The organism is Clostridium sp. LIBA-8553, from assembly GCF_057782465.1.
In genome coordinates, this window is sequence record NZ_CM173489.1 from 2,536,925 (window position 1) to 2,560,992 (window position 24,068).

Consider the following 24,068-nt stretch of genomic DNA (forward strand, 5'->3'; position numbering starts at 1 on the left):
TCTTATTAGTTTTCCAAGTTATAAGTTTAATAACCTAGTATATTCTTGGATAATTTAAGCTATTATTGACAATAATGTATAGATGTTAAGGAGGTTTATGGCGTGCTAAAATTTTTTTTATTTTTTATATTATTCCTACTTCTAGTTCTAATATTTTGTCCAATTAAAATTAAAATAAAAGTAATTGGTTCAGAAGAAGATGTAAATATTTATTTTTATAAATTCAAAGTATTTTCTTTACGTAGATTTATTAAATATAAACATAAAAAACAGTGTAAAGAATACTGTGAAAAATCTCCTTCAGAAAAATCTTCTAAGAAACCTTTGGATGAAAAAAAAAGACTTTTAAAAACCGATTATGGAATAAATGTAACTAGATTACTCAAATCATTGATTGGAAATAGATTTAAACCTTCTTTAAAATTTTCATTTGGTTTAACATATTCAACAGAAGATGCTGCTTTAACCGCTTTAACCTATGGATTTATACATCAAATTTTATCTTTATTATTCTTAATTTTTGATTCATTTTTTAACTTAAAAAAATTTTCTAAAAATATAAAACCTAAATTTAATGATAATAATTCCTTATCTTTTGAAATTGAAGGTATAATTACCACAAATTTCGCTCAAATTATATATATATGCTTTATATATTTAATAAGCTTAACAAAGTAAGAAATATTTTATTTTTAAATGGCATAAACTCAAAATATATTTTAGGAGGTTTTTAAAATGACAAACTCAAATCACCCAATAGAGAATTTAATGGGTACAACAATGGAAAATCTTCGTGACATGATAGATGTTAATACTGTGGTTGGAGATGCAGTTGAAACCAAAGATGGAAGCTACATAGTTCCAATCTCAAAAGTATCTTTTGGTTTCGCTTCTGGTGGCTCAGAAATTCCAAATAAAGAGCCAGAAAAGCAAGAAAATAGATTTGCTTTTGGGGGAGGTTCTGGAGCTGGCGTTAGTGTAAAGCCAGTTGCATTCTTAGTTTTAAAAGGAGATTCTGTAAGACTTCTTCCTGTAAATCAAACTAATACTTACGACAGAATAGTAGATAGTATACCACAAATAATAGAAATATTTAAGGACATAAATTATAAAAAAAGCGATCTAAAAAAAGAGTCTTGTGATTGCGATTAAAGTGCCTGCTATAGCCTTAAATAACTCACTAAATAGTTTCTAATAAATATTCCTGATTTTATTGGAGAGTTCTCTATTATAGATAAATACCCTCTAATATAATAAAATCAATTAACCAAACTCCATAATAAAACAACCTAAAACCTAAAATTCTTACTTCGCAGGGAGTAAGAAATCAGAAACTTAATAATTTAGTGAGTTATTTTTGCTATTAAAATATTGAAAAGGTAGAAAAGTTTAATACTTCTCTACCTTTTTAATTTATATATTTTCAAATCTATTTAACAAACCTCTTATTAGTATTTAAGTATATCAAGGTAAATATAATAGTTGCCCAAAATACTATGGTCCCTAAATGAAATAAAATCTTCAAACTTAAAATTTCACCAATTAACCAAAATGATATGGAAAAAGCAATTACGAAAGCTATTTTACCCATAAATTTTCCTACAGCTCTCATATCATATTTTTCTCTTTCCTCTTTAGACATTATATTATAACCAGCTATTAGCCAAAGCCCCTTTCCCATATAAAAGCTAATGCCTAAGACAACAAAAAGAGCAATTATTAAAACACTAATTATTATTCCCCATTCCATATAACCACTTCCTTTTTACTTTTTAGGTATTTTTACCAATTATAATGTTCTAATTGGTTACTTTCAATGATTAATTCTAAAAATACTCATTCTCCCTCTAAAAATCCATACCTATATTAAAGAAATCCCTCACAAAAAAAGACTAAAATTCATAGATATTTTAGTCTATGAATTCTAGCCATACTTATTTACTAATAAATCTAAGTTCAAATTAAAGTTTTTAAAACCTTACAACTCAAAATTATTAAATTTCTTCATTCTCAGTTGCTGCCACTTCATCTTCATCGTCACTAAAAAGTTCTATAGATGGAAGATCTCCCAAATCATTTAAAGCAAAATGTCTTAAGAACTCATCTGTAGTACCATAAAGTATAGGCCTTCCTGGTACTTCTAATCTTCCTGTTTCTTCAACTAAATTCTTTTCAACAAGCCTTTGTATGGCACTTTCACTCTTAACTCCTCTTATCTCATCTATCTCTACTCTAGTGATAGGTTGCTTATAACATATAATAGCTAAACTTTCTAAAGAAGCTTGAGATAATGATTGTCTAACATTCTTTTTTAAAAGCTTTTGAACATATTCACTATTTTTTGTTTTAGTGACTAGCTGATAAGTTCCATTTAAACTAATAAGCTTTATCCCTCTTGCTCCATCACCATTATATATATTCATAAGCGCTCTCATTAAATCTTCTACGTATTTAAAATCTTCTTCTACGATTCTACATATATCTTTTAAAGCTAGGGGTTCACCACTAACAAATAAAAGCGATTCTATAATAGACATAAGTTCATCTTTTCTAGAAATCTCACTAAATTCTATTTGGTTTATATCACTCATTAACTATCACCTTCTCCATCATAATCTCTCCAAAGTTTTCATACTGAACAACTTTAACCTCACTTCTCTTAATCAGTTCAAGCATAGCCATAAAAGTAACAACTACTTCTAGCTTACACTCACATTGTGGTATAAACTCAGAAAACCTAATAACACTCTTTTCATTTAGTTTGTCCCTTAAGAAATTAATTTTATCAGTAATCTTATACTTATCTACACTTATCTTTTTTTCCATGACATTTACGTTTTGTTTTTCACCGTAAATTCTCATTAAATTATTATAAAGCTGATAAAGATCAAGCATAGTTATATTTTTAAAATAATCTTCATCAAGTTTGTTGTCCACTTCAACCTCAATAATTTCAGCTTTCTTCGTAAACACTTCTCCCGTAGAAAGTTCTCTTTCTCTTAAATAAGCACTTATTTTCTTAAACTTTTTATACTCTTGAAGTTTTTCCATTAATATCTTTTGAAGGTCTTCCTCATCAACCTCATCCTCAACTTTCATCTTAGGAAGTAAGGACTTAGATTTTATCTCTATTAAAGTGGCTGCCATAACTATAAACTCTGAAGTTATTTCTAAATCAAGTTCCTTCATTAGGGCTATATATTCTAAATACTGTTTTGTAATTTCATGAATCTTTATCTCAGTAATACTCATTTCATTCTTTTTGATTAAATGCAAAAGCAAATCAAAAGGTCCATCAAAGTTTTTAAGTTTGATAATTGGCATTTCCATAGCTTATTTTTTCTCCTACTATTCAAAACTTCACATAATATCATAACAACTATCCCCTAAAAAAGCAATTGACATCACTGATAAAGCTAAAGTTACCATTAATAAACTTATCCTTTTTTAAATAAATCTTCACCTAAAACACTTAGAATATTTATAAAGGGCTATGTTTTTAAACTAATGTTGATTTTTAGATAGAACCGTAAGACCATCTTAATAAGCAATTAGAGTTTCATTATATATGGAAGATTAATAGCGTTAAGAGGCTTCTTTTGTTCGACGCGAAGCTAGTTTAGAAGCCTTAGCTATTATTCTGGAATAGATAATATTATTCTTAGGAAGCACATTTTCGCTTCACTCAAATGTGTAAGTTCAAAATACAAAATTGAAAATTTTGATTTTCACTTAAAATTAAGCTAGTTCTGAGGTGCTAGCTTTAAATTAACATTGACCTAAAACAGGCCCTAAAAAAACAACTGGCATAGGTCGACTATATGCCAGTTGTTACTCTTTTCAGCTTATGAACATTTATATTTTAACTTCTAATCAAACCACTCAAAATGTCTAATAATTTAAAACTTAATTATTTTTATTTGTTTTACTTTTATCTTTTGCTCTCTTATTCAATACTTCAACTAAATTTTCAAGTTCTTTTTTGGTTACATTTTTATCTTTCATAATAATTCCCTATCTTAATATAAATTAAATATAGTCTTACTCTTCTTCTTTAACCTTATCTTTTACTTTTGAATCATTTTTTTCTTTATCTGATTTTTCGTCTACTTTTGAATTAGTTTTCTTTTCATCTTGTTTTTTATCATCTTTCTTTGCATCTCTTACTTTTGATGCTTTTTCTTCTTTAATTTTTTTGTCTTCTTTTTCTATGCTCGGAGCATTTGTTTTTTCTTCTTTTATATCATTTTTAGACTTGTCATCTTCTACTTTTCCGCTAGTCTTTTCTTCGGTTTTCTTTTCTTCTACCTTCTCTTCTTCACCATTAAAGAAGTTTTTAAACTTAAATTTAACACTGTCAATAATTCCACCTATCTTCATATCTCTATCTGAATATAGATCCACTTTACCTAAAAGTTCTCCATTTAAATAATATTCACAGTATCCGACAGTCTCAAACTCTTTAACTTTTTTCTTACTTTCATCTAAAATAACCTTTTTCTCTATTTTATCACTCATACCCTTTGGACAAACTAGAGTTAAATCATCTTTAGCCTTTCCTATAATAAACTTATCACCAGTTTTACTCATAGGAATTTGTTCAACATCACAGTCTTTTTTAGCTACCTGCTTACTTTCAAACTTAGAAAAACCATAGTTCATAAGCATACTAGCATCTCTATTTCTTATTTTAAATGTTGGAGCTCCCATAATTACAGAAAGCATTCTAACACCATCTCTAGTTGCAGTAGCTGAAATACAATATTTAGCTTCATTAGTGAATCCTGTTTTAAGACCATCGCATCCCTTAAAGAATCTAACTAATTTATTATGGTTAACAAGTTCAATAGGACTCTTTCTTCCCTCTGATATAGTTTCCATATAAGTTCCTGTATATTTTAATATAGTAGGATGTTTTAAGAGTTCTCTAGACATTATAGAAATATCATATGCAGTTGAAAGATGCCCATCAATAGGAAGTCCTGTGCAGTTTTTAAATGTAGTATTTTTCATTCCAAGCTCTTGAGCTCTTTTATTCATCATTTCAACAAAGCCACTTTCACTTCCACCTAAATATTCAGCCATAGCCACAGCTGCATCATTACCAGAAGCAATACCAATTCCCTTTATAATCTCCTCAACAGTTCTGATTTCCCCAGTATCTAAAAGCATGGTACTTCCACCCATCTTCTTAGCTGTTTCACTAACTGTGATTTGATCTGAAAGTTTCATTTCTCCTCTATCTACTTTTTCCATAGCAAGTAGCATTGTCATGATTTTTGTTACTGAAGCAGGTGCAAATTTTTCATTAGCATTTTTCTCATAAATTATTTTCCCTGTACTAGCCTCCATGAGAAGTGCTGATTTTGCTTCTACATCTATTGCTTCTTCAGCTTTTACTGGAACAGAAGAAAACATGCTAAATAAAGATAAAAATATTGCAAAGGCTGCTATTTTTCTTATGTATTTTTTCATAATATCTCCTCCTTTCCTGCTTATTTTCTCCTAAAAGAAATAAATTATAAGCAAAAAAGAAAAAGTTATCCTGTACTTAATTTGCACAAGATAACTTTTATGAGAAATATATAATGAGTATCTAAAATTTAAATTTCTACTCATCTTAAAACCATTAATGTAATAATAAGATTTTTGAAATTTATTTATATAAAGTGGTTGGATTCCTTGGCAGATATAGTTTCAAAGATTGTGATGCGTAACTATAATCTAAGCTATACCTAACAATAATCCAACTCACTTTAAAGCTATTTTATTGAATTAAAACTATTTAACTATATCGTATATTAATGGGATATCTTTTACTGAATCTGAAATTTCATAGTTAGCTAATAGTCCATCTACTGCTTTCTTACCTTTTTCTTCATCATCAGCATGAATATATGCTATGATATCTCCATCATTAACTTTGTCTCCTCTTTTCTTTTCAAGAACAATACCAACTGCTAAATCTATTATGCTTTCCTTAGTAGCTCTTCCTGCTCCAAGTTCCATAGCAACTAATCCTATATTTTCAGCATGTATTTTGCTTACAACACCTGACTTAGTAGCTTTAACTGGAATAACATATTTAGCATTGTGGAAGTTTGAAGTATCATCGATAACAGATGCATCTCCACCTTGAGCTGTTACAAACTCTTTTAATTTTTCAATTGCTTTTCCTGAAGTTATTGTTTCCATTAACATCTTTCTAGCTTTATCAGTATCTTTAGCAACACCTGCTAAAACAACCATGTTGCTTCCAAGTGTTAAACAAAGTTCTAAAAGATCCTTAGGACCATTTCCTCTTAATGTTTCTATAGCTTCTTTAACTTCTAAAGCATTACCTACAGCAAATCCTAAAGGTTGATCCATATCTGAGATTATGGCAACAGTGTTTCTTCCAACATGTTTACCTATTTCAACCATCTCAGTTGCAAGCTCTCTAGCTGCCTCTGGAGTTTTCATAAATGCTCCATCTCCAACCTTAACATCTAATACTATGGCATCAGCACCAGCTGCTATCTTTTTACTCATAATACTTGAAGCTATTAATGATACATTATCAACAGTTCCAGTAACATCTCTTAAAGCATAAAGTTTTTTATCAGCAGGAGCTAAATCCCCTGTTTGTCCACCAACTGCTAACTTTATATTATTAACATTATTTATAAATTGATCCTTAGTCATTTCTACTGAGAATCCATCAAAACTTTCTAATTTATCTATTGTTCCACCAGTATGTCCAAGACCTCTTCCTGACATCTTAGCCACAGGAATTCCTAAAGCAGCAACCATAGGTCCTAAAACTAAAGTAGTTGTATCTCCAACTCCTCCTGTTGAATGCTTGTCAACTTTAATCCCATGAATTTCACTTAAATCTAATATATCTCCTGAATTAACCATAGCCATAGTTAAATCTGAAGTTTCTCTCTTATTCATTTTTTGGAAATATATAGCCATTAATAAAGCTGCTACTTGATAGTCTGGTATTTCACCATTTGTATATTTATCAACAAAGAAATTTATTTCCTCTGTACTTAGTTCTCCACCATTTCTCTTTTTTAATATTAAATCATACATTCTCATAAGTTTTTCCTCCATATCATCAATTTATGGTAACCTTTTCACAACTTCATTTTATCAAAGAGAATCCCTATTTACAAGTACTTACCTACATTTGTTTATGATATGTTTTTAAAGAATTAATTAATTATTCTTTTTTAAATTATAAAATCGTAAAAATTTCACAAATTTATTTATTAAATGCCAGTTTAAATCCTCTAAAAATTGCAAAAAGAAAAGACTTTTATGAAAGCCTTTCCTCTTTTTATTCTTACTTATCTAGTTCAGTTTTAGCCTTGCTTGGCACATCATCAGGATTAACTTCTTTATAGCTAATAATCTCATTTACAGAATTATCTTTTACATCTTTAACCCTTATTTCTAAATATGCATCTTTTCTTAATTGCTTTTTATCTGATGAAAATCTAACCTTTATTCCTTTTCCATCTTTATCATAAGCCTTTACATCTTCATATTGATAATAAATGAATTCTTTTCTTTCTCCATCTTTGATATAGGGTTCTTTATGCTCCTTACCATCCTGTGTTATTTTAACATAAAATTTATCAGTATTTATTTCATTAAGCTTTGTGCATCCAACCATTCCTGATAACATTGATACTGTAAAAATACCTATAATTAATCTTTTTATGTACTTCAAAACTCTTCGCACTCCTTTAACAATTCTTTTTTAAAGCATTTATCTTAATCATTAAATTCATTATAAACTCAAAGTGAAGATTTTAATATTTATTTCCATTACATTACTCTTACATTTTTGTAATTAAGAATAATGTATATATAATAAAATACTTATCCAAAAATTAAAGCAGTTATCTATAATAGATAACTACTTTAATTTTTTATGCTCTAGGATGAGCCTTTCTATATATATTATTAATTTTTTCATTATTTATAATATCATAGTACATATCTATATAAGTCATTACTTGATTTCCAAGTAATTCTTGTACTACTTTAGCATTAGCTCCATTTTGTAATAAGTGCACCGCAAAAGAATGTCTAAATGTATTTAAATTAACATCCTTACCAATATTTGCAATTATGGCATATTCCTTAACAATTCTCCAGACTCCTTGCCTAGTTATAGGCTCTCCACTCATATTTAAGAAAAGCTTGTCTGATCCTTTTGAATTATCCTCTCTAACAACTATATATCTTTTAAGAGATTCCTTGGCTGCCTTTCCTATTGGTATAAGTCTCTCATATCCTCTACTATCTCTACAATTTACAAAAGATGCATCCAAATTAACATCTTCAACTCTTAAAGATATAAGCTCTGAAACTTTCATGCCAGTTGCGTACATAAGTTCTAATAAAGCTTTATCTCTTATTCCTTTTTCTGTTAAAACATTAGTGGAATTCATAATTTTGTTTATCTCTTCAACAGTAAGAACTAAAGGCTTTTTCTTTTCAATTCTTTCCTTTTTCATAGTTAAATTTGGAACCTTTTTTAAAAATTCTTCTGCTACTAAGAAATTATAAAAATTTCTTAAAGATATGATAGTTCTTTGGATTGATGATGGAGACTTGTGGCTCTCTTTTAGATGTTGTACATAAGATATCAAAGGATATCCATCCTCATCTACCTTAAGCCCTTTTTCCTCTACAAAATCTAAATACATAGAGACATCTGTAATGTATGCACTTACGGTATTCTTTCTCTTTCCTATTGATTCTAGATATACTTCGTATTTGCTTACTAAATCTTTCATATTAACTCCTAACCAAAATGTTATTACATAATTATTTATATTACAGAAATCACCTACTAATTACTAATCTTATTAAATTAGGTGAGATATATGTTTCAATTAATATTCCTGATATGATAAATAGACTCAAAAGCCCTTGAAAGTTTAAATATGCCTTGCTAATATCAAGTTTCATCCTTTCCCTAGATGCTCCCATTTTAAGTTTAGTCATAGAATGTTTTATTGCTAAAATACTAATTAACATTATTATCGGAATAAAAATTAAATTTTGAAGCATTAAACCTGACAATACTAACATAAGTCCTTTGCCTCCTAAGATGCTAACTATTAAAGAAAATGTAAACCCAATAACATAACCTTTTGCTAAATCCATCATAAGAATTACAGGAATTCCTACAGCTGTATAACCTAATAAAATTATTATTACTACCATTGGTAAAACATTCTTAATACTATCAACAAGAATACTTGTATAAGCCACAGAATTTCCATTTAAGAACCCTAAGAAGTTATTAAAATAATTAGTAATCTCAACCCTATTAAAATCACTCATATAGTAAACTGTATAAGAGCCTAAAACTATACCAACTAAAAAGAATAAAAGTACCCATAAAAAAGTGATTTTATTTTCCTTTAAGGACTCCATAAGTCCATTTAAAAACATTCTCATAAATCTGCTCTCCCCTTCCATTAAGCTATTTATTAAAGAATATGATTAACATAATAAAAAGATACGTACTTTTTAAAATTTATTTTTAGCTCTATATTTATTAAAACCTTTTGTAAAAAAGCTAATGAAAATATTTCATGAATTAAATGTTCTCTTCATATTTTCTCTAGCTTTTAACTTATTAAATTTTTAATGTTTATAAAGTTTTATACCACTCTGAAATCTTGATATTCTGTAACTTAAAATATTCTAACTAATTATTTTAGTAGAATATATTTTTAATTTAGCCTGTATATTTTAATATAAGATTTAATAGGGGTTATTTATATTGAAAAAAAGATTATGTTTCATAACTATTGGCATCCTAACTATACTTTTTAGCAATAATATTTATGATTTTTTCTATAGTGGCTATAGTGAAACTTTTGAACTAATAAAAACTTTTTCCTTTATGCTAATTGGCTTAGCACTAGTTTTAATTGGTCTTTTTTTAGATTTTAATTACTTTATCAAAGAATAAATTCTAAAAAAAATAAGAACTAAAGTAAATTTAAATACTTTAGTTCTTATTTCTTATTATTTTATATTTTCATAGAAAAATAAGCATGCTATTGTTTTAGCATCAGTTATTTTTCCATCTATAATCATTCTTTTTACTTCTTCTAAGGAATATTCCTTTAAGTTTAAAAATTCATCATCATCAAAGTTTGTTTGTCCTTTTTTAAGCTCATGGGCTTTATATAAGTGAACTACTTCATCACAAAATCCTGGTGATGGAGCTATTTTTCCTAAGTATGTTACCTTATTAGTTGAATATCCTGTTTCTTCTTTAAGCTCTCTTAAGGCTGCCTCTTCTAAGTTTTCTCCTTCATCAACCTTTCCTGCTGGTAATTCTAAAAATACTCTATCAAAGGGCTTTCTAAACTGTTCTACCATAAGAATATTTTCATTCTCATTAAATGCAATAACACAAACACCATGTGAGTGTTTAACGATATCTCTTTCAACTTCATTACCATCAGGTAATTTTACTTGCTGTTTAACAAGCTCCATAAAGGAACATTTAAATACACTTTCTTCACTTAAAGTTTTTTCGTATAAATCCATAATTCTCACCTTATTATAAATATTTTAAATTATTGCTATATTTTAAAATGCTATAAATTTTATTTTTTAAAATTATAAATCCTTAAATGACAATTGAGAAAAATCACTCTTCGTAGTATTATCATTTCTAATACTTATTCTTCTTAGCCTTTTCCTTTTTCTCATAATCCTATTAGGACATCCTTCAATATGTTTATTTCTTGGCAATGTATAAAAATATTTTCCATCTCTCTGTTTCTTAACTTCTCTAAAGCCAAGCTTTGCATTACATCCATCTATGGGACAAAATAAATTACCCTTATATATTTTTTCATATTGTGATTTAGTTATACAATTAGCTAATATAATTGTCTTTTCAACACCTTCTATATATAAAGCTTTTCTCATATTAATCCCCTCCTATCTATGCATAAAATTTATTTTTAATCAAGAATATATCTTAATCAAAAAGTAATTTAGGATTATTTAATATGAATACTTGTTATTTCTACAAAAAAGCACTTTTTACCACGCAAGAACTTAGCTGATAAAAAGTGCTTTTTCTCTGAATATAAACATAGAAACTATATTTATATTAAAGTTAATTCTAATAAATTTTTTATATTATGATACTTTATTTTTAAGTCTTAATTTATCTGCAACCATAGCTATAAATTCTGAGTTTGTTGGTTTGCCCTTATCATTGTGAATAGTATGTCCAAATATTTTATTTATAGCATCTATTTGGCCTCTTCCCCAAGCAACCTCTATAGCATGTCTTATTGCTCTTTCAACCCTACTTGCAGTAGTATTGTATTTCTTTGCTATTGAAGGATATAATTCCTTAGTTATAGCTGATAATAATTCCATATCATTAACAACCATAGTTATAGCTTCTCTTAAATACATATATCCTTTTATATGAGCTGGAACTCCTATTTCATGGATTATGCTAGTTATCTCAACTTCTAAATCCATAGGCTCCTTATTATCTTCTGAAGCTAGATCTTCATTTTTTATTCCTTCAACAACACTCATTGTTGGCTTATTTGTAGAAACTTCTTCTGAGATTGTGCTATTAAACATTTGTCTTATTCTTTCTGTAAATACATCCATATCAAATGGTTTAACAACGTAATAATCAGCTCCTAAAGTTATAGCTCTCTGAGTTATCTTATCTTGTCCAACAGCAGATAATACTATTACTCTTGGTTCTTTTTCTAAACCTAAAGAATTTATTCTCTCAAGTACTCCTAATCCATCTAAATGTGGCATAATTATATCTAATACAACCAAATCTGGTTGTTTTTCTTCTATAAGTTTTAAAGCTTCTAATCCATCTTTTGCTATTCCTGTAACAACAATATCTCTTTGACTTAATAAATAGTCATTTAAAATGTTACAGAATTCTTTGTTATCATCAGCAATTAATACAGATATTTTTGATTCTTTCATGCTTCCCTCTCCTTAAATAATTTGCTTTATCCATTTTTTTACATTATTACCCCTTAATTATATTCGACAAAACTTATTTATTTCCTTTTAAAAAAAAATAAATACTAAAAAATTCAATTAATTTCCTAGTATTTATTATAACACATATTTACATTAATCTCACTTATTTTCTATTTTATAATTTGAGCATCTCTTAACATCCATTCTATATATATTCCATAACCAATCTCTGGTTTGTTAACTAAAACATGTGTTACAGCACCAATTATTTTATCATTTTGTATAATTGGACTTCCACTCATACCTTGAACAATTCCACCAGTTTTCTCTAAAAGTCTTTCATCAGTAACTTTTATAACCATACTTTTAGTACTAATAGTATCTTGTTTATTAAGTTTAACTATTTCAATATCATATAATTTTGGTCCTTCTTCATCTATAGTTGTAATTATTTGAGCTGGTCCTGGTTGAATTTCATCTCTCCATCCAACTCTATAAGTCTTATTGTTAATATTTTTAGAAGTTTCTTTATTTATACTACCAAATATTCCACACTGAGTATTTCCTGTAACATCTCCTATAGGTGTTTTCTCATTAGAAAAAATTCCTCTCAATTCACCTGGATTACCTTTTACGCCTTTTTTTACGCTTATTATTGATGAATTTAAAAGATCTCCGTTTTTAATTGATAGAATTTTATCTGTTTCACTATCTGTTATTGGATGACCTATTGCACCATATTTTCCACTTTCCCTATCATAGAAAGTAAGTGTACCTACACCAGCAGTAGAATCTCTAACCCAAAGACCTATTTTATAATCTCCATCTTGATTTTTTGTTAAATTTATATTCTTAGTTATTTCTTCACCATTTCTTTCTAATAATATTTGAACATTTTCTGACTTACTTTCATTGATTTTTTTAGATAAATCTTTTGAATTCTTTATTTTCTTTCCATTTACACATAAAAGTCTATCGCCAATTTGTATACCACCATTTTGAGCTGGACTTGATACCTCTCCATTAGATGTTGTTAAATCTGAATAACCTACTGCTAATACACCATCTGTAGACACCCTTACACCAACTGAGTTTCCTCCAGCACATAGCTCTATATCTTTTTTTTCTTTTTCATTATTTACTAGAGCTACGCCATATCTGTTCTTAAACTTTTCATCTTTACTATTAGTTTTAGAATTTAAAGAATAGAAATTACTACTTGCAAAAACATTATTATTTCCACAATAATCCCTTGCAAATAACACAGAGGATAAAAGCACTATTAAAGAAATCATCATTATTAATATACTTTTTATTCTTTTATTGATATTTTTCATTAACTATCTCCTCCTTTTCTATTCTTAATTTGCCCCTTTCAAAATCATAATATCCTGTATTAACTTTGTTATTGTAGCCAAATCAAATTAAAATATACTAAAAATCTCATATTATATGTTAAAATTCTCATATTATATACTAAAATTCTCATAATAGTTTTAAAATTAAAAAAAAATAGAACTGTTTAACAGTTCTATTTTGTATTAAAAACCACATTATTATGTATGAAAAGTCTTAATTGTTTCTTTTTTTGTATTTGCTAATTCTATCATTTCTTTGGCACTAAGTAATGTATTGCTTGTCATCTCAACACCACCTAGCATTTTACCAACTTCTTCAATTTTTTGTTCATAACTTATAGGTTCAACCTTTGAAAAAGTTTTATTATCTATAACATTCTTTCTAACCATATAATGATTATCAGACATACTTGCTATTTGAGGAAGATGTGTTATACAAAAAACTTGATGCTTTGTTGATATTTCATACATCTTTTCTCCAACAGACTGAGCTACTCTTCCACTTATACCTGTATCAATTTCATCAAATATAACAGTAGGAATTTTATCCTTATCAATGAATACAGCCTTTAAAGCTAACATTATTCTTGAAAGCTCACCACCAGAAACTATTCTTTCCATAGGTTTTAAAGGTTCACCTGGGTTTGTTGATATAAGAAACTGAACCTTGTCCTTTCCTTTGAAATTAAAATTTTCATCCTCTTCAATAAGAACTTCAAACCTACATTTGCCTAATCCAACATAGGCCAATTCCTTGTGAATATTCTCTTCTAATACTTTAGCAAGTTCTTCTCTTTTTGCATGGATTCTACTTGCTATTTCATCTAAGACACTTTCAACTTTTCTTTTATTATGTAAAAGTTCTTCTATTATTTTTTCTGAATTTTTAATATTATTTATTTGAGATGAAATATTCTTTTTATACTCTAATATCTCATCTATACTATTTCCATATTTCTTCTTTAAAGCAGCTATTTTAAACAAACGGCTATTTATCTCTTCTAACTCATTACCATCATAGACACTTTCATCACATATATCTCTAAGCTCCCTTGCCATCTCTTGTATTTCATAATACATTTCCGTCATCTTAGAATTTATGTTTTTTATTTTTTCTAAATGTTCTTCAACATTTGAAAGCTCTCTATTTACTACTGATAAAGAATCTAAGACACTATTCTCAGCTCCATTTAAAAGGTTATAGGAGATCCCTAATGAATTTTTTATTTTTTCTGCATTAGATAAAACATTAAATCTTTCAGTTAATTCTTCCTCTTCCCCTTTTTTTAGTTTAGCCTCTTCAATTTCATTTAATTGATATTCTAAATAATTTAAAAGTTTTTCATCTTTACCTTCATTACTTAATTCACTTATTTGTCTCTCAATTTCTTTAAGCTCTGAAAATTTTTCGCTATATTCCTTTAAATCTTCAATTAATTTATCATCTCCGAAATCATCTAAATATATTATATGATTTTCTTTATTTAATAAATTTTGATTATTATGTTGACCATGAATATCTAGGAGCGTACTACTAATTCTTTTTAAAGTAGTTACTATTATGCTCCTTCCATTTACTTTTATATTGCTTCTACCATTAGTGAAAGTTTCTCTGGAAATTATTAGTGTATCATCATATTCTATTTCTAGTTCATCTAGAACTTCTTTTAACCTCTCATTATCATCTATAGAAAATATAGCCTCTACAAAAGTCTTTTCTTCTCCAGTTCTAATTAAGTCCTTGTTAAACTTACTTCCTTGAACATAATTTATAGCATCTATAAGTATAGACTTACCTGCTCCAGTTTCTCCTGATAAAATAGTAAATCCTTCTTTAAAGTCTAAAGATGCTTTTTCTATTAAAGCAAAGTTATTTATAGTTAATTGTAAAAGCATTCTTTTCCTCCTTAATTACCCTTCTATCATTTCTAGTATTCTAGCAACTAGAGTTTCTGCTTTTTCTAGGCTTCTAACTAATATAAATATTGTATTATCACCAGCTATAGTTCCTGCAATCTCTCCTAAATGAAGTGTATCTATAGCCTCTGCAGCAGCTGGCGCTGATCCTGAAAGTGTTTTAACAATAACCATCTTATCAACATTTTCTGCTGAAGTTACAGTGTTGGCTAATATATTACTTAATCTATCATTGATTTCATTTTTTTCTTCTTCTATTATAGTGTATCTATAATGTCCTTTATTATCTTGTTTTTTAACAAGCTTTAAGTTTTTTATATCTCTAGATACTGTGGCTTGAGTAACATCAAAACCAGCTTTTTTTAATTCTTCCGCCAACTCTTCTTGAGTTTCTATCGCTGTTGACTTTATAATTTCAATTATCTTAGAATGTCTCTTAGATTTCATTTCCAACTCACCTTCATCTTATTTATTCTATCTTAAACAATTTTTTCCTTAGAACCTTAAAATAGCTCTTGTTATCAAAAGAAATTATTCTAAAAAATTCTTTTGCTTTTTTTATTAAAACTTCATTATGTTTTTCTAACTTTAAAGCTTTTTGTCCATCTATTGTAACAAAGACATCTGATTCATTAATGAGAGGTTTAACTCTTACTGTATTATTTCCGTCTATTATCATAGGTCTTGAATTTGGTGTATGTGGACATATAGGAACTATTGATACTATTTGTAAATCTGGCATTATAAGAGGTCCTCCAGCTGAAAAAGAATATGCTGTTGACCCTACTGGAGTAGAAATTATAACTCCATCTCCTTTAAAGGTAGCATAAAATTCATCATTTATAAACACCTCATATTGTGCCATTCTAGACAAAGTACCCCTAGCAACAACAATATCATTTAAAGCTCTATCTTCTGAGAAAGTTGCACCTTCTATTGTACAAGAAAGCAACATTCTTTCTTCTACTTTGTAATCGCCAATTTTTATTCTATATAAAGCCTCTTCTAATTCACTTATTTCAGCTGTAACTAAAAATCCTAAATTTCCAATGTTAATTCCTAAAATTGGAGTATCTATAACTGTTGAAAACTTTCTAGCCACTCCTAAAAGCGTTCCATCTCCACCCAGAACTATTAAAAGATCTAAAATTCTTAATTCTTCATAGTTGCCACTATAAAACTGATCTATAACCCAAACCTTATCCGGTTTTAGGTATTCCTCAACTTTAAACGTAACTAAATCTAAAATTCTATTTTCTTTATCTTTTTGCTTATTAATTATAATTCCTATATTTTTCATGCCCCAAAAACCACACCTTTACATTCACTATGTAATTTATTTAAAGCAATTATAAAACCAAAATTTAATATATAATAACTTATTTTTATAAATCACTGTGAGATTTATCAACTACTTCATCTATAATATTATAATCAAATTCTTCTACACTGTTAGTTTTCTTTAAGTATATTAAATACTCTATGTTTCCCTCTGGTCCTTTTATAGGAGAGAAATCAAGTCCTAATATGTTCATATTATGAGATAAAGCAAAGTCAACAATTTTCTTAATTACTTCCTTATGTGTAGAAGCTTCTCTTACAACACCTTTTTTACCTACCTTTTCTCTTCCTGCTTCAAACTGAGGTTTAATAAGTGCCATAACTTCTCCATCTTCTTTTAAAAGATTAATTACAGCTGGTAAAACAGTTGTTAATGATATGAATGATACATCTATTGATGCAAAATCACATGGTTCTCCTATTTGCTCTGGAGTTACATATCTTACATTAGTTCTTTCCATACACACAACTCTTGGATCCACTCTAAGTTTCCAAGCGAACTGTCCATATCCAACATCAATTGAAAATACTTTAACAGCATCATTTTGAAGCATACAGTCAGTAAATCCTCCAGTTGATGCTCCAATATCTAAGCATCTTTTTCCTTTAAGATCTATTCCAAAGGATTTAACTGCCTTATCAAGTTTAAATCCTCCTCTACTAACGAAAGGTAACTTTTCTCCTCTAAATATGATGTTTGAGCTTACAGGAACTTTTTCTCCAGCCTTATCAACTCTCTTCTCACCTATAAATACCATTCCTGCCATTATATATCTTTTAGCTTTTTCCCTTGACTCAGCAATACCTTGCTCAACAAGAAGTACGTCAAGTCTTTCTTTTTTCTCTTTTTTATCTGCCATAATGTTCTCCTTTAAAGTAATTCAATCAACGTGTTTTTTATTCCTTCTGCATCTAATCCATTAATTTTATATAAAATATCAGGCTTACCATGTTCTATAAATTTATCATTGAATGCTAAAGTTATAACTTTTCCTTCATGTCCAATTTCATTTAAATATTCTAGAACACTTTCTCCGAAACCACCTTTTTTAATATTATCTTCAATGGTTACAATTTTAAATCCATTCTCTGATAAAGATTTTAAAAGTTCTTTATCCATAGGCTTTATAAATGTTGCATTTATTATTGAAATATCTACGTTCTTTTCTTCTTTTAACTTTTGCGCAGCTAACATAGCATGTTGAACCATTTTTCCAGTAGCTACTACAGCTATTTTTTCTCCATCTTGTATCTTTTCCCACTTACCATACTCTATTTTGCTTAAAGGTGTTAAAGAAATATCCATATCTCCACCTCTAGGATATCGTATAGCTAGAGGGGCATTAAATTCGCTTGCCCACTTTAACATAACTTCCATCTCATCTAGACACTTAGGTGCCACAATAGTCATATTCGGTATTGGAGATAAGAATGAAATATCAAAGATACCTTGATGCGTTTCTCCATCTTCTCCAACAAGCCCTGCTCTATCTAAACAAAGAGTAACAGGTAACTTTTGTATGCACACATCGTGTAAAACTTGGTCATAAGCTCTTTGTAAAAATGTTGAGTAAACTGCAAAGAAAGGCTTTAATCCCTCTGCTGCCATTCCTGCTGCTAAAGTAACAGCATGTTGCTCTGCTATTCCAACATCAAAAAATCTTTCAGGAAATTCTTCTCTAAATTCCTTAAGTCCTGTTCCATCTGGCATTGCTGCAGTAATTGCTACAACTTTTTCATCATTTTTAGCTAGCTTAATCATTTCCTCTCCAAATGTAGATGAATAATTTCTGCTTGCGAATTTAGAAATCACACCTTCTTCTAAATCAAAAGGAGATACTCCATGATACTTATTTGGATTTTTTTCTGCTAACTCATAGCCTTTTCCCTTTTTAGTTACAGTATGTATTATAACTGGTCCCTTTCTCTTCTTAGCTATCCTTAAAACTTCATTTAATTCAGTAATATTATGTCCATCTACAGGCCCAAAATATTTTAAGCCAATATCTTCAAAGTACATGCTTGGTACAACAAACTTTTTAACTCCATTCTTTAATCTAGAAAGAGTTTGTTTTACACGCTTTCCAAAGGAAGTAGTATCCAAAGTAGAACCTATATCTGATTTTAATTTGTTATAACTGTCTCCCATTCTAAGCTTATTTAAGTATGTTGCAAGACCACCAACGTTTTTACATATGGACATTTGATTGTCATTTAATATGATTATAAGATTATCTTTTCTATATCCAATATCATTTAATGCTTCTAAGGCCATACCTCCAGTTAATGCACCATCACCAATTACAGCGATAACCTGATTATCTTTTCCAAGTATCCTCTGCGCTCTAGCCATACCTGCTGCTGAAGATAATGATGTACTACTATGTCCTGTAGCAAAGAAATCATATGAACTCTCCACTCTTTTTGGAAATCCACATAATCCTCCATACTGTCTTAAAGTATTAAATTCATCTTTTCTTCCAGTTAAAATCTTATATGCATAAGATTGATGACCAACGTCCCATATTATTCTATCTTCACTAAAATCAAAGTTTTTAAAAAGCGCTACTGTTAAATCAACCACCCCTAAATTTGAAGCTAAATGTCCTCCAGTATTTGAAACACTTTCTATTAAAAACTCTCTTAACTCCTGAGATAATACATTTAATTCATTTTCATTTAAATCCTTTATTTCCTTAGGATCAGTTATTCTCTGCAGAATTTCACTCATCTAAACCAAATCCTTCATTATTAAAATTTTCTCTCTAAAAGCATCATAGTTAATGCCTTTAAAGGCTCTGTACGTCCTTCTATTGAACTTAATATCTCTATACATTCCTCTGTTAAGTTCACACACTTATCTTTGCACTCTTCTAATCCAAAGATGGTTATATAGTTGTTTTTATTACAATCTTGGTCTTTGTGAACATTCTTCCCTAAATCTTCTGTATTCCCTACTACATCTAATATATCATCTTTTATCTGAAATGCTAACCCTAGTTTATATCCAAATTCCTCTAATTTTTTAATATCTTTATCTGAAGCCCCTGCTAAAACTGCTCCAGCCATTATTGAAGCCTTTATAAGCTCTCCTGTTTTCTTTAAGTGCATGTAATTTAATTCATCTAAAGAAATTTCTTCCTTTTCCTCATTTATTATATCAACAATTTGACCACCAATCATCCCATCTGATCCAGCAGCATCGGAAATTATCTTAGTTGCTCTTAAAGCATCTCTTCCTTCCTCTAAAGAATAATCCACTAAAACTTTCATAGCTTCATTTAAAAGAGCATCTCCTGCTAAAACAGCAATAGCCTCTCCAAAGACTTTGTGATTTGTTGGCTTTCCTCTTCTTAAGTCATCATTATCCATGCATGGTAAATCATCATGTATTAAAGAATAAGTATGTATCATCTCAATTGCCATTGCAGGTGATAACACCTTCTTATAATCACTCTTATATATGTAATAAGCTAAAATCATTAATATAGGTCTAACTCTTTTTCCTCCTACATTAATACTATATGCCATTGAATCATATAAAACCTTGTTGTATTCTCTTTCTCTATCAAAATAAGCTTTTAAAGACTGGTCAACTTCCTCTTTTAAGCTACTAATATTCATTACTGTATCCTCCAAAGTTTTCCTCTTTTTCATCCTCAACAACTTTTATTTTTCCTTCTAAAGTGTTAAGTTTTTTATATAATTTATTTATTATTTTAACGCCATTTTCATAACTTTTTATGGACTCTTCTAAAGTCAATTCTCCATTTTCAAGTTGCTTCACGATTTCATTTAATTCACTAACCATACTCTCATAATTAGTTTCTTTTCTAGCCATCTCTCTGCTCCTTACTCATTAATAATTTTTATATCTATATTAACGGAACCATCCTTCATTATCACTTTTACCATATTATTCTTTTTTAATTCACTTACTTCATTGATTACCTTACTATTTTTATCCATTATAACTGAATATCCTCTTCCTAAGGTATTTAAAGGATTTAAGGTCTGTAATATGCTATTTAAAGCAACAAGCTCATCCTTAGCTTTATCAATTTTTCTTTTACCTAAAAAATTAAGTTTTTCTTCTAATCTATTGACTTCTTTAATTCTCTTTTCAATTATGCTTTTAGGATTATTACTTTTAAGTCCTTTATAAAGTAAATCCGCATTATTTTTTGAATTTAGAAATTTTCTATCTACAGCTCTTTGTAAGAACTCTTTTTTATTTAATAAGTCATTTATCATTTCCTGTAATGATGGAGAAACCAATTCTCCTGCTGCTGATGGTGTAGGTGCTCTCATGTCACTTACAAAATCACTAATAGTAAAATCTACTTCATGACCAACAGCTGATACAGTAGGTATTCTACTATTAAAGATCTCATATGCTAACTCTTTATTATTAAAAGCCCAAAGCTCTTCAATAGATCCTCCGCCTCTGCCTAATATTATAACGTCAACTGATTTTTCATTATTAAAATATCTAATACCCTCAATTATTGACTCTGCTGCATTTAATCCTTGAACTTTAGCTGGATATAATACAATATCTAAAGCTTTATTTCTTCTTTGTATGACATTTATTATGTCTCTTACTGCAGCTCCAGTCCTAGCTGTGATCATTCCAATTCTTTTAGGATACTTAGGTAAGGCTCTTTTATATTTTTCATCAAAAAGACCCTCTTCACTAAGCTCTTTTTTTAATTTATGAAACTCCTCAAAAAGTTCTCCAATTCCAGCTTTTTTTATATTTTCACAATAAAGCTGATAAGTTCCTTCTTTATGATAAACACCTAATCTAGCCTTTATTTCAACCTTCATTCCTTCTTCTAGTCTAAAATCTAAATTAACTGCATTATTTTTAAACATAATGCAGTTAATCTTGCTATTTTCATCTTTCAATGAAAAATAAATATGACCACTTGAATGGAATTTTAAATTAGATATTTCACCTTTGACATTAAGATTCTTTAATATAAAGTCATTTTCAACTATTTTTTTCACATAGTTATTAACTTCACCAACAGATAATGTCTTTAGTTTCATTCTAATCTAACTCCTTACAAACATTTTTTAAAAGAAGAGTTGTAGTTAAAGAACCTACCCCTCCTGGAACTGGTGTAATAAATGATGCCTTTTCATAAACATCATCAAAGTTAACATCTCCTGTTATCTTACCGTCAACCTCACTAGTTCCTACATCAATAACAACCGCTCCTTCTCTAACATAAGAAGAATCTATGAAATTAGCCTTTCCAATAGCTACAACCAATATATCAGCCCTCATACAAACTTCTTTTAAATTCTTAGTTCTTGAATGACATACAGTAACTGTAGCATTTTCATTTAAGAACATTTGAAAAAGAGGTTTTCCAACGATGTTGCTTCTTCCAACAATAACAACTTCCTTTCCCTCTATTTCAATATTATAAGCCTTTAAAAGAGTTATAACACTATTTGGTGTACATGGCATAAAGCACTTTTCTCCTTTATAGAACCTACCAACACTTATTTCTGAAAGACAATCTAGATCTTTATTTGCATCTATTAAATTCGTAACAGTTCTTTCATCAATATGTTTTGGTAATGGTAATAAAAGCATTATTCCATTTACACTTTCATCCTTATTTAGCTCTTCGATTTTAAGTTTAAGCTCATCTTCTGAGATATCTTCACTTAACTTTATTTTATCAAATTCTATGCCTAAGTTATTAGCTAATTTTTCTTGGAAGTTTTGGTAATATACTGATCCTCCATCATCCCCAACTAGTATAGACGATATTTTTAAAGTCTTTCCAGAAGCCTTTAATTCCTCTGTATAATTCTTTATTTGCCCCTTTATGTCTATAGCTACTGTTTTTCCACTTAAAACCTTATCCATTACCTGCCCCTCCAAATCTTCTTACTCTAGTAAATATAAATTTTAACTACTAGTTCATGCTCTTATATACTTTATCTAAAACACCATTTATAAATGAAACTGATTTGTTATCAGAATATTTTTTACATAATTCAATAGCTTCGTTTATTGATACCTTTCCTGGTACATCCTCTGCAAATAACATTTCATATGTAGCAATTCTTAAGATTGATAAGTTAACCTTTGAAATTCTGTTTAACTTCCACTTTACAAGTTGAGCTTCTATTAAAGAGTTTAATTTCTCTTTATTTTCTTCTATTCCTACTAAACCTGACTTTATGTATGCTAAATCTAAATCATCTTTAGAAATGTCCTCGTTCTCCATAAAAGAATTAAAAGTTTCTATTGCAGTTTCTGAAGTTATTTCCATTTGGTAAGCTAATTGTAATAAATATTCTCTTGATTTTACTCTATTCATTATATCCTCCTATGTTTTGAAAATACTCTATTTAGTATTATTGTCTTAATTTATATTATTAATCATATAATTAATGATTTAACACAATGAAACACCCTCTGAAATCAGAGGGTGACTACTATTTTTTTCCTATTTCATTTTTATCTTCTTCTTTTAAGATAACTATGTTTTGCACATATATGTTCACTAGTGCCACCTTAAGTCCAGTTATAGCTTCAACAGTCCTTCTTACGTTTTCCTGCACTTGAGAAACTACCTCAGGGATTTTAATGCCGTATTGAATTGTAACACCCATCTCAATGACAGCCTCACCATTCTCTACATTAACTTTAATTCCCTTACCTAAACTTTTCTTTGAAAATTTATGTCCTATTCCAGTGCTATTATTATGATTTATCTCAAGTATTCCATCTATCTCAGATGCAGCTATACCAGCTACGACACCGATAACTTCATCAGATATATTAACTATACCTAAGTTAGCTTCATCTCTATTCAATTCATTCATAAAGCTGAACCCTCCTACTAATTTCCACGAAACTTAATTAGTTATAGGTTCATTATAGCAAATAACTAATTACAATACAATTAATTATTTTTTTTCTATATCAACGTCATAAACTTTTGATACATTCATAACTATATCTTGAATTTCAACCATTTTCTCTTGAGTTAATTCTGCATCAGTTTTAACTACAACCTTAGCGTTATCACCATCTATAAAACATATTACATCTTCATAACCTTTGCTCTTTATGCTAAGCTCTATTCTTGTTTCATAGTCTCTTGCCATAGTTTTTGAAGTTAATTCTTTCTCAGCTTCTTCTTTTTGCTCTGCTGATGTGTTCTTATCTTCTACTATAGCTTTTAAGTTATCGATAGTCTTAGAATCTTTTTGTTCTCTTAAGTTTCTTGACTCATAGAAGTAATCTGAAGATGTTTCAGTCGCATTTTCTTCATTCTCACCAAAGGCAGTTGGAACTTCTCCCATACTCTCTTTTATTTGGTTGTTGACTCTAGTTGCCAAAACGCCAGTACAAACTATTAATGCTAAAAGTGTTAAAATTATCCCTGCTTGCTTTTTGTTCATAATGAACCC

25 protein-coding genes and 1 pseudogene are annotated in these 24,068 nt (G+C 28.8%); 2 read left to right on the forward strand and 24 right to left on the reverse strand.

The genetic code is table 11. From position 1 onward, the window contains the following. Positions 1-102 precede the first annotated feature (102 nt). Entirely contained in the window at positions 103-678 is a 576-nt protein-coding gene (locus AC2JAQ_RS11255; protein ID WP_488456528.1) for a DUF2953 domain-containing protein, read from the forward strand. A gap of 57 nt (positions 679-735) precedes the next feature. Further along, entirely contained in the window at positions 736-1,152 is a 417-nt protein-coding gene (ytfJ, locus tag AC2JAQ_RS11260; protein WP_488456529.1) for a GerW family sporulation protein, read from the forward strand. A gap of 277 nt (positions 1,153-1,429) precedes the next feature. Here the strand turns inward: ytfJ and AC2JAQ_RS11265 are convergent, their stop codons facing one another. The 24 genes and pseudogenes from AC2JAQ_RS11265 to AC2JAQ_RS11380 form a co-directional block, all read right to left on the reverse strand. Beyond that, the gene (locus AC2JAQ_RS11265; RefSeq protein WP_488456530.1) at positions 1,430-1,750 is read right to left on the reverse strand and encodes a DUF3784 domain-containing protein; all 321 of its coding nucleotides are present in this window, start codon (positions 1,748-1,750) and stop codon (positions 1,430-1,432) included. 244 nt (positions 1,751-1,994) lie between these two features. Continuing rightward, positions 1,995-2,591, reverse strand: a complete 597-nt coding sequence (gene scpB / locus AC2JAQ_RS11270) for an SMC-Scp complex subunit ScpB (protein ID WP_488456531.1) — start codon at positions 2,589-2,591, stop codon at positions 1,995-1,997. Then, entirely contained in the window at positions 2,584-3,330 is a 747-nt protein-coding gene (locus tag AC2JAQ_RS11275) for a segregation/condensation protein A (RefSeq protein WP_488456532.1), read from the reverse strand. The genes scpB and AC2JAQ_RS11275 overlap by 8 nt, the downstream gene beginning before the upstream one ends. Positions 3,331-4,269: 939 nt before the next feature. Next, positions 4,270-5,475 (reverse strand): annotated as a pseudogene (locus AC2JAQ_RS11280) (D-alanyl-D-alanine carboxypeptidase family protein); the annotation flags it as partial. A gap of 306 nt (positions 5,476-5,781) precedes the next feature. Further along, on the reverse strand, positions 5,782-7,083 hold the full coding sequence (locus AC2JAQ_RS11285) for a pyrimidine-nucleoside phosphorylase (RefSeq protein ID WP_488456533.1): 1,302 nt from the start codon (positions 7,081-7,083) through the stop codon (positions 5,782-5,784). A 247-nt stretch (positions 7,084-7,330) separates the two neighbouring features. After that, a complete protein-coding gene (locus tag AC2JAQ_RS11290) occupies positions 7,331-7,720 on the reverse strand; it encodes a YxeA family protein (protein WP_488456534.1) in 390 nt (129 codons plus the stop codon). A gap of 202 nt (positions 7,721-7,922) precedes the next feature. Continuing rightward, on the reverse strand, positions 7,923-8,795 hold the full coding sequence (locus tag AC2JAQ_RS11295; RefSeq protein WP_488456535.1) for a site-specific tyrosine recombinase: 873 nt from the start codon (positions 8,793-8,795) through the stop codon (positions 7,923-7,925). A 49-nt stretch (positions 8,796-8,844) separates the two neighbouring features. Continuing rightward, a complete protein-coding gene (spoIIM, locus tag AC2JAQ_RS11300) occupies positions 8,845-9,465 on the reverse strand; it encodes a stage II sporulation protein M (RefSeq protein WP_488456536.1) in 621 nt (206 codons plus the stop codon). Positions 9,466-10,041: 576 nt separating this feature from the next. After that, positions 10,042-10,572 carry an NUDIX hydrolase gene (locus tag AC2JAQ_RS11305; RefSeq protein WP_488456537.1) on the reverse strand — a complete coding sequence of 177 codons (531 nt, stop codon included), beginning with the start codon at positions 10,570-10,572 and terminating at the stop codon, positions 10,042-10,044. A 72-nt stretch (positions 10,573-10,644) separates the two neighbouring features. Continuing rightward, positions 10,645-10,959 (reverse strand): hypothetical protein, encoded by a 315-nt coding sequence (locus AC2JAQ_RS11310; protein WP_488456538.1) that lies wholly within the window; start codon positions 10,957-10,959, stop codon positions 10,645-10,647. A gap of 216 nt (positions 10,960-11,175) precedes the next feature. Continuing rightward, on the reverse strand, positions 11,176-12,006 hold the full coding sequence (spo0A, locus tag AC2JAQ_RS11315; protein WP_488456539.1) for a sporulation transcription factor Spo0A: 831 nt from the start codon (positions 12,004-12,006) through the stop codon (positions 11,176-11,178). Between the two features lie 170 nt (positions 12,007-12,176). Further along, the gene (gene spoIVB, locus AC2JAQ_RS11320) at positions 12,177-13,343 is read right to left on the reverse strand and encodes a SpoIVB peptidase (protein WP_488456540.1); all 1,167 of its coding nucleotides are present in this window, start codon (positions 13,341-13,343) and stop codon (positions 12,177-12,179) included. A 219-nt stretch (positions 13,344-13,562) separates the two neighbouring features. Further along, on the reverse strand, positions 13,563-15,260 hold the full coding sequence (gene recN, locus AC2JAQ_RS11325) for a DNA repair protein RecN (protein WP_488456541.1): 1,698 nt from the start codon (positions 15,258-15,260) through the stop codon (positions 13,563-13,565). 15 nt (positions 15,261-15,275) lie between these two features. After that, positions 15,276-15,728 (reverse strand): arginine repressor, encoded by a 453-nt coding sequence (locus tag AC2JAQ_RS11330; protein WP_423237631.1) that lies wholly within the window; start codon positions 15,726-15,728, stop codon positions 15,276-15,278. Between the two features lie 22 nt (positions 15,729-15,750). Further along, on the reverse strand, positions 15,751-16,581 hold the full coding sequence (locus AC2JAQ_RS11335) for an NAD(+)/NADH kinase (protein ID WP_488456542.1): 831 nt from the start codon (positions 16,579-16,581) through the stop codon (positions 15,751-15,753). A gap of 85 nt (positions 16,582-16,666) precedes the next feature. Beyond that, complete coding sequence (locus AC2JAQ_RS11340; protein ID WP_488456543.1) at positions 16,667-17,482, reverse strand: TlyA family RNA methyltransferase; 816 nt, start codon at positions 17,480-17,482, stop codon at positions 16,667-16,669. A gap of 11 nt (positions 17,483-17,493) precedes the next feature. Continuing rightward, the gene (dxs, locus tag AC2JAQ_RS11345) at positions 17,494-19,353 is read right to left on the reverse strand and encodes a 1-deoxy-D-xylulose-5-phosphate synthase (protein ID WP_488456544.1); all 1,860 of its coding nucleotides are present in this window, start codon (positions 19,351-19,353) and stop codon (positions 17,494-17,496) included. A 20-nt stretch (positions 19,354-19,373) separates the two neighbouring features. Beyond that, positions 19,374-20,246: a polyprenyl synthetase family protein gene (locus AC2JAQ_RS11350; protein ID WP_488456545.1), complete on the reverse strand. Its 873-nt coding sequence runs from the start codon at positions 20,244-20,246 to the stop codon at positions 19,374-19,376. Next, positions 20,236-20,463, reverse strand: coding sequence for an exodeoxyribonuclease VII small subunit (locus AC2JAQ_RS11355; protein WP_488456546.1), 228 nt, complete (start codon positions 20,461-20,463; stop codon positions 20,236-20,238). Before AC2JAQ_RS11355 ends, AC2JAQ_RS11350 begins: the two co-directional genes overlap by 11 nt. 11 nt (positions 20,464-20,474) lie before the next feature. Then, a complete protein-coding gene (gene xseA / locus AC2JAQ_RS11360; RefSeq protein WP_488456547.1) occupies positions 20,475-21,677 on the reverse strand; it encodes an exodeoxyribonuclease VII large subunit in 1,203 nt (400 codons plus the stop codon). 1 nt (position 21,678) lies between these two features. Next, a complete protein-coding gene (locus AC2JAQ_RS11365; RefSeq protein WP_488456548.1) occupies positions 21,679-22,512 on the reverse strand; it encodes a bifunctional methylenetetrahydrofolate dehydrogenase/methenyltetrahydrofolate cyclohydrolase in 834 nt (277 codons plus the stop codon). Positions 22,513-22,561: 49 nt separating this feature from the next. Beyond that, positions 22,562-22,969, reverse strand: coding sequence for a transcription antitermination factor NusB (nusB, locus tag AC2JAQ_RS11370; protein ID WP_488456549.1), 408 nt, complete (start codon positions 22,967-22,969; stop codon positions 22,562-22,564). 118 nt (positions 22,970-23,087) lie between these two features. Then, positions 23,088-23,477 carry an Asp23/Gls24 family envelope stress response protein gene (locus AC2JAQ_RS11375; RefSeq protein WP_488456550.1) on the reverse strand — a complete coding sequence of 130 codons (390 nt, stop codon included), beginning with the start codon at positions 23,475-23,477 and terminating at the stop codon, positions 23,088-23,090. Between the two features lie 84 nt (positions 23,478-23,561). Continuing rightward, entirely contained in the window at positions 23,562-24,059 is a 498-nt protein-coding gene (locus tag AC2JAQ_RS11380; protein WP_488456551.1) for a SpoIIIAH-like family protein, read from the reverse strand. Between the last annotated feature and the right edge of the window lie 9 nt (positions 24,060-24,068).

What these genes read in the sequence shown, in the direction of transcription:
- ytfJ (WP_488456529.1), top strand. Translation starts at nt 736, where the DNA reads ATGACAAACTCAAATCACCCAATAGAGAATTTAATGGGTACAACAATG.
- AC2JAQ_RS11265 (WP_488456530.1), bottom strand. Translation starts at nt 1,750, where the DNA reads ATGGAATGGGGAATAATAATTAGTGTTTTAATAATTGCTCTTTTTGTT.
- scpB (WP_488456531.1), bottom strand. Translation starts at nt 2,591, where the DNA reads ATGAGTGATATAAACCAAATAGAATTTAGTGAGATTTCTAGAAAAGAT.
- AC2JAQ_RS11275 (WP_488456532.1), bottom strand. Translation starts at nt 3,330, where the DNA reads ATGGAAATGCCAATTATCAAACTTAAAAACTTTGATGGACCTTTTGAT.
- AC2JAQ_RS11285 (WP_488456533.1), bottom strand. Translation starts at nt 7,083, where the DNA reads ATGAGAATGTATGATTTAATATTAAAAAAGAGAAATGGTGGAGAACTA.
- AC2JAQ_RS11295 (WP_488456535.1), bottom strand. Translation starts at nt 8,795, where the DNA reads ATGAAAGATTTAGTAAGCAAATACGAAGTATATCTAGAATCAATAGGA.
- spoIIM (WP_488456536.1), bottom strand. Translation starts at nt 9,465, where the DNA reads ATGAGAATGTTTTTAAATGGACTTATGGAGTCCTTAAAGGAAAATAAA.
- AC2JAQ_RS11305 (WP_488456537.1), bottom strand. Translation starts at nt 10,572, where the DNA reads ATGGATTTATACGAAAAAACTTTAAGTGAAGAAAGTGTATTTAAATGT.
- AC2JAQ_RS11310 (WP_488456538.1), bottom strand. Translation starts at nt 10,959, where the DNA reads ATGAGAAAAGCTTTATATATAGAAGGTGTTGAAAAGACAATTATATTA.
- spo0A (WP_488456539.1), bottom strand. Translation starts at nt 12,006, where the DNA reads ATGAAAGAATCAAAAATATCTGTATTAATTGCTGATGATAACAAAGAA.
- spoIVB (WP_488456540.1), bottom strand. Translation starts at nt 13,343, where the DNA reads ATGAAAAATATCAATAAAAGAATAAAAAGTATATTAATAATGATGATT.
- recN (WP_488456541.1), bottom strand. Translation starts at nt 15,260, where the DNA reads ATGCTTTTACAATTAACTATAAATAACTTTGCTTTAATAGAAAAAGCA.
- AC2JAQ_RS11330 (WP_423237631.1), bottom strand. Translation starts at nt 15,728, where the DNA reads ATGAAATCTAAGAGACATTCTAAGATAATTGAAATTATAAAGTCAACA.
- AC2JAQ_RS11335 (WP_488456542.1), bottom strand. Translation starts at nt 16,581, where the DNA reads ATGAAAAATATAGGAATTATAATTAATAAGCAAAAAGATAAAGAAAAT.
- AC2JAQ_RS11340 (WP_488456543.1), bottom strand. Translation starts at nt 17,482, where the DNA reads ATGGCAGATAAAAAAGAGAAAAAAGAAAGACTTGACGTACTTCTTGTT.
- dxs (WP_488456544.1), bottom strand. Translation starts at nt 19,353, where the DNA reads ATGAGTGAAATTCTGCAGAGAATAACTGATCCTAAGGAAATAAAGGAT.
- AC2JAQ_RS11350 (WP_488456545.1), bottom strand. Translation starts at nt 20,246, where the DNA reads ATGAATATTAGTAGCTTAAAAGAGGAAGTTGACCAGTCTTTAAAAGCT.
- AC2JAQ_RS11355 (WP_488456546.1), bottom strand. Translation starts at nt 20,463, where the DNA reads ATGGCTAGAAAAGAAACTAATTATGAGAGTATGGTTAGTGAATTAAAT.
- xseA (WP_488456547.1), bottom strand. Translation starts at nt 21,677, where the DNA reads ATGAAACTAAAGACATTATCTGTTGGTGAAGTTAATAACTATGTGAAA.
- AC2JAQ_RS11365 (WP_488456548.1), bottom strand. Translation starts at nt 22,512, where the DNA reads ATGGATAAGGTTTTAAGTGGAAAAACAGTAGCTATAGACATAAAGGGG.
- nusB (WP_488456549.1), bottom strand. Translation starts at nt 22,969, where the DNA reads ATGAATAGAGTAAAATCAAGAGAATATTTATTACAATTAGCTTACCAA.
- AC2JAQ_RS11375 (WP_488456550.1), bottom strand. Translation starts at nt 23,477, where the DNA reads ATGAATGAATTGAATAGAGATGAAGCTAACTTAGGTATAGTTAATATA.
- AC2JAQ_RS11380 (WP_488456551.1), bottom strand. Translation starts at nt 24,059, where the DNA reads ATGAACAAAAAGCAAGCAGGGATAATTTTAACACTTTTAGCATTAATA.